The following is a 13934-nucleotide window of genomic DNA, read 5'->3' as shown; positions in this document are numbered from 1 at the left end:
CCATGCCGCTCATCGTTCCCAAGATCGACGACCGCGACTACTCGCGGATCCTGGCCGAGGCGCTGGCCCGCATTCCGGTGCACACCCCGGAGTGGACCAACTTCAACGACGCCGACCCGGGCGTCACCCTGCTCCAGCTGTTCGCCTTCATGACGGACAGCCTGCTGTACCGCGCCAACCTGATCCCCGAGCGCAACCGGCTGAAGTTCCTGGACCTGCTGGGGATCCCGCTGCGCCCCGCGGCCGCCGCCGTGGGGGTGGTGTCCATCGACAACGAGCGCGGCCCGCTGGAAACCGTCACCCTTCCCGCGGAGCTGCAGCTGTTCGCCGGCCCGGTGGGCTTCGTCACCGGCAACGCGCTCGACGTGCTGCCGGTGGAGGGGCGCGTGTTCTACCGCGCGCCGCTTCCCGCCGGGTCCAGCGAAGACACGGCGCAGCGGATGTACGAGCAATTGTACGGCGACACGGAAGAGGACGCGTCCACGCTGGACTTCTACCGCACGACCCCCTTCGAGGCCCCGCTGAACGGCGCGCGGATCGGCGCGGTGAGCCTTACCCAGGATGCGGTCGACAACACGCTGTGGATGGCGCTGCTGGTGCGCCCGGCCGACGCGAAGCTGGAGAACGCGCGCGACAAGGTGCGCAAGGCCATCGCGGGGAAGACGCTCACCCTGGGCTTCGTCCCGGCGTGGGACGGGAGCCAGCGGGTGATGCGCCCCGGCGGCGCGCCGCCGCGCCGGCTTCCCACCCTGGCGTTCGACATTTCCACCGGCGAGTTCAGCGGCGACACCCCGCGCTACGCCCGCCTGGACGCCGCCGCGGACGACGACGCGCTGGAGAACCTTACCCTGGTGCAGCTGACGCTTCCCGAGGCGGGCGGCTTCGGCGCCTGGAACGACCTGGACCCCATGGAAGAGGGCGTGGGCGAGCTTCCCCCCGCCCTGGACGACGAAAAGGTGGCCAACCGGGTGCTCTGCTGGATCCGCATTCGCCTGGACGCCTCCGACGCCGGGGGAACGGCCTCCAAGGGGTGGGAGGCACGCTTCAGCTGGGTGGGCGCCAACGCCGCCCGCGTTTCGCAGCGCGTGCCGGTGGCCCCCCTGCGGGTAGGCACGGGAACGGGCGAGCCGCACCAGTCGCTGGTGCTTCCCAACACCCCCGTGATCCCCGGCTCGGTGCAGCTGGCGGTGGGCGGCGAAGCGTGGACGCGGGTGGACGACCTGCTTTCCGCCCCGCCCGAGGTGCCGGTGCGCGACCCCTCGCTTCCCCCCGGCGCTCCCGCGCCCGCGGCGGGCGACCCGCGCGTCTTCGCCGTCGACCGTGAAAGCGGGCAGGTGACGTTCGGCAGCGGCTACGCGGGAATGCGCCCGCCCCCGGGGGCGGCCATCGTCGCGGCGTACGCGCACGGCGGCGGCCGCGCGGGAAACGTGGGCGTGGGCGGCATCCGGACGGCGCCGCGGCTTCCCGCGGGGTTCCGTCCATCCAACCCCGTGCCCACCTGGGGGGGCGACGACGGCGAGAGCGTCGCCGAGGCCGAGCGCCGCATTCCCCTTCACCTGAAGCACCAGGACCGCGCCGTCTCGGCCGAGGACTTCCGCGAGATCGTCCCGCAGACGCCCGGCATCTCCCTGGGCCGGATGGAGGTGCTGCCCAGCTATCACCCCTCCATCGGCTCGCCGGCGCCGGGGGTGGTCACCCTGCTGCTGATCCCCAACGATCCCCTGCGCCCCGAGGGGCCGGTCCCCGACCGCCTCTTCCTGCAGGCCGTCTGCCGGTACCTGGAGCCGCGCCGCCTGGTGACCACCGAGGTGCACCTGCGCGGGCCGGAGTACGTGCCGGTGTCGCTGGCGGTGGGCTTCGACGCCATCGCGGGAAGCGACATCGCGGCCGTGCGCGAAGAGGTGAAGGCGGCGCTGCGGCGCTTCCTGTCTCCCCTGCAGGGGGGCCATCCCGTCCGCGCGACGGCGTTCGACGAGCCCGCCGCCCGTGGGTGGCTGCTGGACACCGCCGTGGAAGACCGCGAGCTGTGGGCGCAGGTGGCGCGGGTGCCCGGCGTGTCCGGCGTGCGCGGGGTGCGCGGGGTGCGGATGTGGAACGCGGCGGGGGCGGAAATCCGCACGCTGGGCATCTCGGGCCTTCAGCTTCCCCGGCTGGACCACCTGTCGGTGCGCACGGGAGACCCGGAAGACCTGAAGGACGCCATCACCGGCGGCGCCGGGACGGGCGCGGGAGGAACGGGCGCGGGTGGAACGGGAGCGGGGGGCACGGGGACCGGTGCGGGCGGGGCCGCGCGCAAGCGGCGCCCGGTGCCGGTGATTCCGCGGAGCTGCTGAGGAGGCCCGCGTGGACGTCAACGGCACCCGCTTTCACCTGCTCCTGGGGCGCGGCGACTGGCTTCCCCGGCCGGTGGCCGGCGCGGAGTGGGACGACGCCACCGCCAGCGTGGGGCTGGAGCGGCTCCCCTTCGTCTTCCCCCCGCGCAGGGCCGAGAGCCCGCCCCGCACGGAGGACCGCCGCGGCGCCGGGCGCGACCGCCACGGCAACTGGTACTGGGTGTCGGACGACGGGCGCGGCATCGCCAGCCGCGGCCGCCACGACACCGAGCCCACCGTGTTCTGGCCGCACCGGGAGATTTCGTGCGCGCCGGCGCCGGGGAGCGACTTCGCCCCCGCCGCGCCCCCGCCGCCCCGGCCCCCCGCGCGGATCCACGGGCTGGCGGTGACGGGCGAGCACTACCTGGTGGCGGGCACCCCGGAGGAGAACGGGCTGCTGGTGTTCGACCTGGCCGCGGGGGGCGAGCCGCTGGCGGTGCGCTGGCCCGCCGGGGTGCCCTTCGCGCCCTGGGACATCGCCGCGGCGCCGGACGGGGGCGTGTGGGTGCTGGACCGCGACAACGCCCGCCTCTGGTCGCTGGACCGGCTGTTCCGCGTCCGCCAGGTGCACCCCTCGCGCGTGGCGGACGAGCCGGACTTCGCCCCGGCGCTCCCCCCGGAAGACGGCGGGGAGCGGCCCCGGCGGGAGCCGCGCGAGGGCCCGGTGCGCCTGCAGGCGTCGCTTTCCATCGCCTCGGTGCAGGACCCCATCGCCGTCGAGGTGCTGTGCGACGGCAGCGCGCTGGTCCTGGGGCGCGACGGCACGGGGCCGGTGATCCACCGCTTCACCCTGCAGCGCGGCGAAACGTCGGTGCATCCCCTGGCCCCGCTGCTGTACGCGCACCCCGAGGTGATCCACGAGATGCCGTACGCGCACGAGTTCGCCTTCGTCCCCGCGGCGGGGTGCTCGCGCGAGGCGGTGTCGGGCCGGGTGCTGCTCACCTCACCCGACGGCAACCAGGCCTTCGCCTTCACCATCGCCGGCCCGGCCGACGAGCCGTGGCTGGAGTTCGACCCGCGCTTCTTTCCCATGCGCCGCCACGGCGGCCGCGCGCTGGTGGTGGCCGGGGGCGAGGCCCACTACGACAGCGGAACGCGCTGGGTGTCGCTGCTGGAGTACCCGCGCCCCACCTTCGGCCGCGAGGCGAAGCTGGTCTTCCCCGCCCTGGGCGCGGACGACGGCGGGGCCGCCGCCTTCGACGGGCGCGAGCCGGGGTGCGTGTGGCACCGGCTGTTCCTGGACGGCTGCATTCCGCCGGAGGCGTCGGTGACGGTGGAAAGCCGCGCGGCCGAAACGCGGGGGGAGCTGGCGTCCATGGAGTGGAGCCGCGAGCCCGCCCCCTACCTGCGCGCGGCCGGGCCCGAGCTTCCCTACCGCTCCACCTATCCCCCGGGTCCGCAGGGACAGGCGGGCACCTGGGAGCTGCTCTTTCAGAACGCGGTCGGGCGCTACCTGCAGCTGCGGGTGACGCTGACGGGGAACGGGCGCATCACCCCCCGGCTGCGGGGCCTTCGCGCCTACTATCCGCGCTTCTCCTACCTGCGCGAGTACCTGCCCGCCGTGTACCGCGAGGACGCGGGTTCCGCGTGGTTCCTGGACCGCTACCTGGCCAACGTCGAAGGCACCTTCACCGCCGTGGAAGAGCGGATCGCCGCCGCGCAGGTGCTGTTCGACACGCGCACCGTGCCGCCGGAGTTCCTGGAGTGGCTGGCGGGATGGATGGGCGCCGCCGTCGACGCCGCGTGGAGCGAGGAGAAGAAGCGCTTCTTCCTGGCCCACGCCATGGAGATGTTCGCCGGCCGGGGCACCCGCGAGGGGATGATCCGCGCCCTGCGGCTGGCGCTGGACGAGTGCCTGGACCCGCACCTGTTCGACGACGGTGCTGGCGCGCCCGCCGCCGCTCCGTCCACCCCCTCCGCGGGGGGATGCGGCTGCGGCTGCGCCGGCGGCGGGGATCTGGCGAACGACGGCGGGCCGGGACGGCGGTTCACCGTGCGGGTGGTGGAGCAGTTCCTTACCCGCGACGCCCCCGGCGTGGCCTACGGCGACATGGGCGGCCTGTCGGGCCCGGGGACGACCACCACGGCGCTGCAGTGGACCCCGGCGCAGGGGCCGGAGCCGCTTCACGCCCGCTGGCGCGAGTGGCTGGCCGGCCGCTACGCCGACGTGAGCTCGCTGAAGAAGGCGTGGGGGCTGGAGACCGTGAACCCCAACGATTCCGCGCTGGCGGCCAAGACGGCCAGGGTGAGGGCGGTGCTGGGCGCCACCTTCCAGGTCACGCTCGCCGCCGCGGCGCCGGAAGACCCCGACTACGAGTCGCTGGACGACACGCGGCTGAAGCTTCCGCCCACCACGCCGGGCAGCGCGGGCAAGGCCGCCGACTGGACGCGCTTCCTGCGCGAGGGGCTGGGCTTCACCTGGGCCGTCCCCGACGCCGCGGCCGACCTGGCGCTGTGGCGCGACTTCCTGGCGCGCCGCCACCGCCAGCCGGGCGACCTGGCCCGCGCGTGGGGGCGCGGGGCTGGGCAGGGATACACGTCGTGGGACGAGGTGGGGTACCCGGCGGAGCTGCCGGACAACACGGCGGCGCTGGCGGACTGGACCACCTTCGTGTCGGTGGTCGTGCCCATGCGCCGGGGGGCGCACCGCTTTTCGGTGCTGGTGCCCGTGGCGCCGGGCGACGGGCAGGAGGCGCAGCGCGGCCGGCTGGAGCTGGCGCACCGCATTGCCCTGCTGGAAAAGCCCGCTCACACCATCGTGAGCACGCGCCTGTACTGGGCGGCCTTTCGCGTGGGCGAGGCCCGGCTGGGCACCGACACGCTGCTGGGCCAGGGAAGCCGGTTCACCTCGCTGGTGCTGGCCTCCGGCGAGCTGGCCGGGTCGCACCTGGGGTGGACGGAGCCATGGAACGTTCGCGGGCGGCGGGTCGTCGGGCGGGACCCGGCGGGCGCCTCCCCGCACTCGCGAGAAAACTTTCAGAGGTGGACATGATCTCACAGGCATCGCCCGCCGCCGGGCCCCTTCGCACCGACGCCTCCAAGCGCGTGAACTACACGCTGGGCCTGGTCCTGGGCGTCGACGAGTTTCAGCAGGACCAGCTGTATCACGCCGCGGGCCGGCGCGGGCACAACCGGCTGCTCCACGGCTACGGCACCGTGTGGGGGCTGCGGGTGAACCCCGTTCCGGGCGGCGCCGAGCCCGAGATCCAGGTGGAGCCGGGGATGGCCGTGGACCCCTGCGGCCGCGAGATCTGCGTCGCCGACCTGATGTGCGTGAAGCTCGAGCGCTGGCTGCGCGTGCACCAGAAGTCGCTGGAGCACCTGTTCGGAAGCGAGGGCACGACGCTTCCGCTGGCGGTGATCCTGTGCCACCGCGAGTGCCCCACCGACACCGTTCCCGTTCCCGGCGAGCCCTGCCGCAGCCAGGACGACGCCATGCAGCCCTCGCGCATCCGCGACGGCTTCGAGCTGAAGCTGGCCGTGCGCGACGACGCGCCCTGGGGCGTACCTCCGGTGGGCTCGCCTCCCGGGCCGGAGTCCACCGGGCTGACGGTGTACCGCACCTCGCAGGCGGAGGAGCGGGGGGTCCAGGCCTTCGGGCAGCTGCTCGGCCGGGTGGAGACCACCGACACCCTGGTGGCCGTGGGCGGCGAGGCCGAGCTGCTGGCGGCGGTGCGCGACCTGCCCCGCGCCATCCGCGAGGACGTGATCGCCAGCCCCCCCGCGGCGGACAACAGCCCCATCCTGCTCCCCGTGGGCAGGGCGCGCGAGATCCTGCGCGAGGCCTTTCGCGTGTGGGTGACCGAGGTGCGCCCGGTGATCCGGGGCGAAGAGACCCCCAACGCCTGCGGCGAATGCTGCGTGCTGCTGGCCGAGGTGGACCTTCGCGTCGCCGGGGGGGGGAGGCTGGCCCACGCCTCCGAGGAGCTGCCCTCCATCGTCGTCCGCCAGGACACGCGTCCCTACCTGCTCCACACCCGGCTGCTGCAGGAGTGGCTGCTGGCCAACAGCGTGGAGCGGCGGCCCGACGTGGACTCGTTCGCCACGCTGCAGGTGCTGGGGCCGCACCGCATCCGCGCGTGGGTGCACCACGAACGGCAGCTGGCGCTTTCGCCCAACGCGGTGGAGGTGCGGGTGAACGAGGTGCCGCGCGAGGTGATCAGCGTGATCGACGCGGGCATCCGCAACGTGTGGGACATCGTCTTTCCCGAGCCGGTGGCCAGCAAGGCCGCGTCGCGCGTCGCCCTGCCGAACCTGGCCAGCGATCCCCACGACATGAACGACGGCGACGTGGTGGAGGTGAGGTTCGACGCCAGGGAGGTGATGGTCGCCGGCTCGCCCCCGCGCTCCCTTGCCGACGACCTGCGCGAGGGAAGCGGCGAGTACCTGGACCGCGACGTGTGGACGCTGCCGGCGTACACCGTCTACAACAAGCTCGAGGGGGGCGACCTGGCCGGCGAGTACCTGCTCCCCATCGTCGCCAAGATCCAGAAGTTCCCCGTGGCGCCCACCACGCCGCAGAACGACCAGTACCTGTACTCCAACGGCACCACCTGGATGCCGCGCGCGCTGCCGGCGGGAACCAAGGACCTGTCCGGCGTCTACCCGCACAACCTCGTCCGGGGGCTGCAGGGAAAGCGGGTGTCGACCACCGACCCGGTGGAGCTGGAGTTCCTGCAGTGGCGCCGGACGGGGTCGCCGCCCGCGTCGCCGGAGTGGACGCCCACGGAGCTGCGGTTTTCCCGTCCCGCGGACCTCGAGGGGCGGTACGACGACGTCCGGGTGACCGCGCTGCGTGGCCACGCCATCTCCCCCGTCGCCCCGGCCGGAGACGTGTACCTGCACTGGACGGGCCGGGAGTGGAAGCCCGACCCCCTGCCGGCTGCATCCGGTGACGTCGCGGGGACCTACCCTGCACTCACCGTCCGCGCGCTGCAGGGAAAGGCGGTCTCGGCCACCCAGCCCACCGTCACCAACCAGGTGCTGGCGTACAACGGCGCCGAGTGGGCGCCCAACACCCCGCAGGCCGTGCTGGGATCCGCGGCGGGCGACGTCACCGGGCCGTACGGCGCCCTGAAGGTGGAGCGCATGCAGGGAAAGCCCGTGCCGGCCACCGCGGCCAACGGGCAGTTCCTGAAGTTCCAGGCCCCGTCCGCGGCGGCACCGGCGGGCCAGTGGGTGGCCGGCACCGTGGAGTACGTGCCCGAAAGCGACCTGGACAACACCTATCCGGCCACCCGGATCAAGAGCCTGAAGGGGCAGCCGTACCTGGCCGCGCCCCGGCCCACGATCGACAAGGGCCACGTCCTTACCTGGAACGGCGCGGCGTGGATCAGCCAGGCGCCCGCGGCGGGCGGCGGGGGCAGTCCCACGGGTTCCGCCGGGGGCGACCTGACGGGGCTGTACCCCAGCCCCACGGTGGCCGGCATCAACAACCAGCTCGTGGCCCCGGGAACCGAGGCGGGCCAGGTGCTGGTGTTCAACGGCAAGTCGTGGGACGCCGTGGACCCGGACACCCGCTTCGGGACGGGGGGCTCGTACCAGGTGGTCGGGGCCGGGCACTTCATCCTGGACAAGATCATCGACGAGTCGGGCCTGGTGCACGCGGAACACAGCTACCGGGGGCTGGCCGTGTTCGACGCCGGCTCCCTCGGCGACAACCGCCTGTTCGAGCTGGGCATCCCAGCCATGCGCGAGCGGGTGGATGAGACCACCGAGTGGGAGTACATCGTCAAGGCGACGGTGGCCGGGGGCGTCGCCGCGCTGGTCATCCCGGAGCCGGGCCGCTTTCAGCTGGAGTGGATCCAGCTCGGCTCCAAGAACGACCGGAGCGACCTTCACGTGGAAGTCAGCCGCTACCCGCGCGGCGAGATCAGCCTTCCCATCAAGTAACCGGAGCTGAGCGATGACGACGGACCTGCTCGAGCCGGTGGTGGATGATGGGGTGCGGCTCACCCACTTCTTCAACGGCCGCGTGCTGACGGCCGAAGACCTGAAGCGCGAACAGGACGCGCTCCGCGGCCGGCACCGCGGCCTGGCCGGCGCCCTGGGCGAAGGCGTGGTGCGCGGAATGGAGGTGACGGTGGGCACCCCCACGCTCTCCTCGCCCCCCTCCGGCGCGGACACGCTGGTGGTGTCGGGACCCACCGTGTCGATCACGCCGGGGCTGGCCTTCAACCTGGACGGCGACCCGGTGGCGCTCCCGCAGCCCGTGGAGCTGCGGCTGACCCCCGGCACCGCCGCGGAAGACGCGGCCGCCGGCCTGTTCGCCGCGTGCACCCCGGCGAGCGCGGAGATCTCGCTGACCAACGCCGGGTTCTACCTCCTTTCCGCCCGGCCGGCCACGGCGTTCAGCCGCGAGCGTGCTGCCGCGGTGGACTACGCCTCCGACGGCACCGGCGCCGCGTGCGGCAGCCGCTTCACCCAGGAGGGCGCCTCGTTCTCGCTGGTGCCCATTCCCCTGCCCTCGCCCACCCCCCAGGTGCCGCTGTCGGGCACGCTTTCCACCCTGCTGACGGCGGTGAACAACGACGTCGAAAAGGCGCGGCGCAACGACACCACCGACCCCGGCCTCACCCCGCGGCTGACCAAGGGGCTCAGCAAGCTGCGCAGCGCCATGGCCTACTGGTGCATGGGATGGGGGCGCCACGACGTGCGCGTGGCCGCGCTGGCCGTCGGCGGCGCCAGCCCGGGCCCGCTGACGCCCATCGACGCGCTGCGCCAGGCCGGCCAGCTGTCGGCGTGCGACGTGCCGCTGGCGGTGCTGTTCGTCAGCCGCAGGCAGCTGGAGTTCGTGGACATGTGGTCCGTGCGCCGCATGCCCAGCGCACAGGGCGGGCAGACGGTGTTCGGCATCGCCACCGGCGCCCTGCCCCGCTCCGAGTCTGCCGCCATGTTCCTCCAGTTCCGCGACCATGCCTCCACGTTCTTCGGCAAGAACCCCGTCGCGGAGCCGGACACGGTGGTCGCCCGCGAGTGGTTCGTGTACCTGCCGCCAGTGGGCATCCTCCCCGTGCAGGCGGGCGGCCAGCAGGAGCGGATCATGGCCGTGGAGTCCACCCAGACGATGATCGTTCCCACGGAGCAGGGGATGATCAAGGGAACCGGCACGGGACCGCCGGTCCTGCCGGGCGGCATGGGAGCCGGCGCCGCGGCTGCCAGCGGGAGCACGGGGTTCGAGCCGTTCACCTTTTTCGAGGGGATTTCGGATTATCCCTGGGGCCCCACGGCGCCCGCGGAGTGGGTGACGCCGCTCGTGGGCGAGGCGCTGCAGGACGTGCCCTCGCTGCTTACCGACGCGCCGGAGCTTCGCTTCTACTACTTCGGGGAGCAGGGGCAGGAAACCCCGTACCTGATGTTCCGCACGTACCGCGAGCAGGCCTCGCAGTTCGCACCGATCACGTGAGCACCGCGGCGCCGGCGGGGATGCGCCTTCGCGTGCAGCGGCTGCTGCGGGCCGCCACGCTGGAGCCGGCCGGCCTGCCGCCCGCCGCGGTGCTCGTGGTGCGCTCCCTGGCCGATCCCCTTCCGGGCCGCCTCGCGCCGCGGCCGGACGACGTGCGCGCCCCCGCCGAGTGGGAGGGCGCCGTCCGCGCGGCCCTGGCCGACCGCTGGCGGGGCGCCGCCCGTCCCGGCCGCGGCCCCGTGCCCGCCGGCGCGAACGCCGTTCTCTTTGCCGACACGGCGGAAATGATCGCCGCCTTCGCCCGCGACGCCTGCGCGGGCGACGTGGGCCAATGGTGGTGGAAGGCGCTGATGAAGGAGCTGCCCGGCGCGCCCGTCGCGGCGCTCACCGCGCTCTGGACGCGCGAGGCCCGTCACGTTCCCGCGGCGCTGGAGCACCTGGCCGGCACCGGTGACGCCGACCGCGTCGCGGCCGCGCTCCCCCCCGCGCAGGCGGCGCGCATCCTGGCCGCCGTCGCCCTGGCGTTCGAGGCGCCGGCCCTCCTCGCCGCGCCCCCGCCGGCGCCGCTCCCCGGCGCCGCCCATCCGTCGTTCCGCGCGTCCGGCGACGATCACGGCGCGCCGTCCGTCCCCACACCTGCCCCTCCTCGCGTCGACGGGCTCCCCGGTCGCGCCGACGGGCTGCCCGCCCGCGCCGCCACGCCGCTGGAGCGTCCACGGGGGGTCCATTCATCCACCCCCGCGGCGTGGGCGGGGCTCCTGCCGGCCGACGCCGTGCCGCGCGGATTGGCGCCGGAGCAGGAGGCCCTCGTCGGCCTCGGCCTGGTGCTGCACCGGGCGCCGCTCGTCGCCCGCGGAACGCCCTTCGTCGCCCGCTTCGTCCGCTGGCGCGCGGATGCGGCCGGCCGGCCCTCGCCCGCCGATCGCCGATCGGACTCCGACCCATCCACCGGAACCGGCGTGGACCTCTCGGTCCCGCGTGCACCGATCCCCCCGTGGACGTCGTTGGCGGAGCCGGAGTCCGCATCCGGGACGGAGGCCGCGCGGCGTGCGGCGGATAGGGACGATCGAACGCACGGAGCCGATCCGCTCGCCATCGACCCTCCTCCATCCACCGCCGCCGCCCAGCAGGAGCGCGAGGGGGGGAGGGCGATCCCCGAACCCGCCGCTCACCATCACCCGAGACCGTCCGCGTCGTTGGATGAAGCGGATGAGGCGGCGGACACGACGGACCGGCCGCCGGCGCACATAGTGGTCAAAGTGGTCAATTCCACGCCGCCCCGTGGGACGGACGAGACGCCACTCGCGGCCCAAGACGCGGAACCGTGGGAGGTCCGCATCTTTTCGCCACCGGTGGAGGAGGCGCGCGTGGCGAGCGGGGCGTGCGGCGTGTTCTTCCTGGTGAACGTGCTGCGGTCGATGGACTTCTTTCGCCTGCTGGACGAGCACTTCGGCGTGGCGCCGGTGGTGGGCGGATGGGGATGGGTGGAGCTGGCCGCCCGCGCGCTGCTGGGGCCGGACGCGGCGGGGCTGGCGGACGACCCGCTCTGGCGGCTGCTGGCCGAAGTGGACGGGCGCGACCCGGAGGAGCTTCCCGGCGCCGGCTTTCCGCCGGTGTCCATCGACCGGCTTCCCGACGCGTGGATCGAGCTGTTCGGCGGAGCGCCACCCTCGCCGGAGCCCTCGCCCCTGCTGGGGATGGAAGGACCGGTGGAGCTGCGCCGGTTCCTGGACGTCATCATCCCCGTCGTCCGCGCGCGAATCGGCGCGGCGCTGCGGGCGGTCGGGGCGGACCCGGACGAGGGGCTGGAGACGGCGCTCTTCCGCCGCGAGGGCACCGTCGACGCCACCCGCACGCACGTGGACGTGCACATGGCCGTGGACCAGGTGACGCTCCCCGTTCGCCTTGCCGGGCTGGACGCCAACCCCGGCTGGGTGCCGGAGCTGGCGCGCGTGGTCACCTTCTACTTCGCCTGACCGTGAGCGAGCCCTTCGCCTCCGTTCCGCACGACGCCCGCGGCCACCTGGGGCTCGTGTTCTACGAGGCCGTGCTGGGCGTGGTGGCGTACGCCTCCGCCCGCGCCGCCGCCTCGGGCCAGGACCCCGCCGCGCCGCTGGCCGAGCATCCCTTTTTGGAGGGATACCTGGCCGAGCTGGCGCCGCATTTGGACCCGGACGCGCCGTGGGACCAGGCGGTCGCCGGCGTGGGCGCCCTGCGCGCCGCCTGGGAGGCCGCCGCGGAGGGTGCCTGGCTTCCGCTGCTGGCCCTGCGCGACGCCGCGCGCGGCATCGGCGACGAGCACGTGCTGGCGCTGGTGATGGCGGGGCTGATCGAGGAGGACGCCCGCTTCGGCGACGTGTTCGAGGCCGCGCAGGCACCCGGAGGCGGCCGCCGCCCCGCGGTGGCGCTGGTGCACGAGGTGGTACGGATCACCCGGCCCGGGCTGTCGGGGGATGGATGGACGCTCTGCCGGCCGCTGCTGGAAGCGGGGCTGGTGGAGATCGCCAACCCCGACGCCCCGCGCGCCGCGTGGCAGATGAGGGTGCCGGCCGCGCTGTGGACGGCGCTGCGCGGCGAAACGCCGTCCGAGCCCCTTCCCGGCGTGCGCCACTATCCGGCCGGCTCGTTCATGCCGCTCTCCGGCATGGTGCTCGACGGCGAGGTGCGCGCCCGGCTGGTGGAATTGACGGTCCTGCTGGCTGCGGGCGAGGCGCGCGTCGTCGTGGTGCGCGGGCTGCCGGGGAGCGAGCGGCTGGAGGTGCTGGGCGCCGTGGCCGGCGCGCTGGGCCGCGGCATCCTGGAGGCGCGCCCCGACGCCGGCGCGGGGACGGACGTCAGCCGCGTGCTGGGGCCGCTGGCCACGCTGACCCACGCCGTGCCCGTCTTTGCGCCGGACCTGGGGCCGGGCGAAACCTTCGACACCCCCGACTGGCGCGGCTACTCCGGCCCGCTGGGCGTGGTCGCGGGGCACGACGGCGGCGTGGGCGGCACGGCCGCGGAAAACGCGCTGACCCTGAACCTGCCGCCCGACCCGCCCGCGCTGCGGCTGCTGCACTGGGAGCGCGCCCTTCCACTGGCCGGCGGCGCGCAGCGCGAGCACCTGGCCCGCTCGCTGACCCTGGGCGGGCGGTACATCCGCCGCACCGCCGAGCTGGCCCGCGGCTACGCGGCGCTGGACCGGCGCCCCGCCGTGACCCCCGACGACGTGCGGGCGGCGGCGCGGGCCATCAACCGCCAGCAGCTGGACACCCTGGCCCAGCGCCTGGGCGACGGCGGCGGGTGGGACCGGCTGGTCCTCCACGCATCCACCCTGGACGAGCTGGGCCACCTGGAGCGCCGCTGCCGCCACCGCGAGCGGCTGCTGGAGGCGCTGTCGGACGGGTTTCCCGGCGGGCTGAACCGTGGCGTGCGGGCGCTCTTCCAGGGCCCCAGCGGCACGGGAAAGACGCTGGCGGCGCGGGTGCTGGCGTCGGCGCTGGGGCTTGACGTGTACCGGGTGGACCTGGCCAGCATCGTCAACAAGTACATCGGCGAAACGGAAAAGAACCTCAGCCGCGTGCTGGGCCGGGCCGAGGACCTGGACGTGGTGCTGCTGCTGGACGAGGGCGACTCGCTGATGGGCAAGCGCACGGAGGTGAAGTCGGCCAACGACCGCTGGGCCAACCTGGAAACCAACTACCTGCTCCAGCGGCTGGACACGTACAGCGGCATCCTGATCGTCACCACCAACGCGCCGGGGTCCATCGACAGCGCCTTTCAGCGGCGGATGGACGCGGTGGTCAGCTTTCACGTTCCCGACGTGGAGGAGCGGGTGCACCTGTGGCACCTTCACCTGCCGCCGGACCACCTGGTGCCGTTCGAGGCGGTGGAGGACGCCGCCGCGCGCTACGAGCTGGCGGGCGGCCAGATCCGCAACGCCGCCGTCCACGCGGGGCTGCTGGCCCTGGGCCGCCCGGACGGCCGGCTGCGCGAGGCAGACCTGCGCGCCGCCATCGAGGCCGAGTACCGCAAGGCGGGCGCGTCGTTTCCCCGCCTGCGCGGTGAGCCGGCCGACCGCGGCGGGGCGATGGCGGCGTTTCTCGGCGCCATCCGCTGAGCCGCGGCCGGCATGAGCGCCCCCCGCGCACCCCGGACCGTTACCCACGCGCCCGTCGCGA

Annotated in this window: 6 protein-coding genes; all 6 read left to right on the top strand. The window is 74.3% G+C overall.

Annotated features, from left to right (window positions below; all coding sequences use genetic code 11):
- Positions 1 to 2: 2 nt before the first annotated feature.
- The 6 genes from VGB24_RS04485 to VGB24_RS04460 are packed head-to-tail and all read left to right on the top strand — an operon-like array spanning position 3 to position 13873.
- Positions 3 to 2333 carry a baseplate J/gp47 family protein gene (locus tag VGB24_RS04485; protein ID WP_331071763.1) on the top strand — a complete coding sequence of 777 codons (2331 nt, stop codon included), beginning with the start codon at positions 3 to 5 and terminating at the stop codon, positions 2331 to 2333.
- A 10-nt stretch (positions 2334 to 2343) separates the two neighbouring features.
- On the top strand, positions 2344 to 5364 hold the full coding sequence (locus VGB24_RS04480) for a phage tail protein (protein ID WP_331071762.1): 3021 nt from the start codon (positions 2344 to 2346) through the stop codon (positions 5362 to 5364).
- The gene (locus VGB24_RS04475; RefSeq protein ID WP_331071761.1) at positions 5361 to 8264 is read left to right on the top strand and encodes a hypothetical protein; all 2904 of its coding nucleotides are present in this window, start codon (positions 5361 to 5363) and stop codon (positions 8262 to 8264) included. The genes VGB24_RS04480 and VGB24_RS04475 overlap by 4 nt, the downstream gene beginning before the upstream one ends.
- Positions 8265 to 8277: 13 nt before the next feature.
- A complete protein-coding gene (locus tag VGB24_RS04470; protein WP_331071760.1) occupies positions 8278 to 9777 on the top strand; it encodes a hypothetical protein in 1500 nt (499 codons plus the stop codon).
- Positions 9774 to 11753 (top strand): hypothetical protein, encoded by a 1980-nt coding sequence (locus tag VGB24_RS04465; protein WP_331071759.1) that lies wholly within the window; start codon positions 9774 to 9776, stop codon positions 11751 to 11753. Before VGB24_RS04470 ends, VGB24_RS04465 begins: the two co-directional genes overlap by 4 nt.
- A gap of 2 nt (positions 11754 to 11755) precedes the next feature.
- Positions 11756 to 13873, top strand: coding sequence for an ATP-binding protein (locus VGB24_RS04460; RefSeq protein ID WP_331071758.1), 2118 nt, complete (start codon positions 11756 to 11758; stop codon positions 13871 to 13873).
- The last annotated feature ends 61 nt before the right edge of the window (positions 13874 to 13934 follow it).

It is taken from the genome of Longimicrobium sp. (assembly GCF_036399935.1).
Classification (GTDB): Bacteria; Gemmatimonadota; Gemmatimonadetes; order Longimicrobiales; family Longimicrobiaceae; genus Longimicrobium.
Note: the sequence above shows the minus strand (reverse complement) of the source record. Positions and strands in the feature narration are given on the sequence as shown.

Excerpts from the sequence above, each read along its gene's own strand:
- VGB24_RS04485 (WP_331071763.1), top strand. The coding sequence starts at position 3 with ATGCCGCTCATCGTTCCCAAGATCGACGACCGCGACTACTCGCGGATC.
- VGB24_RS04475 (WP_331071761.1), top strand. The coding sequence starts at position 5,361 with ATGATCTCACAGGCATCGCCCGCCGCCGGGCCCCTTCGCACCGACGCC.
- VGB24_RS04470 (WP_331071760.1), top strand. The coding sequence starts at position 8,278 with ATGACGACGGACCTGCTCGAGCCGGTGGTGGATGATGGGGTGCGGCTC.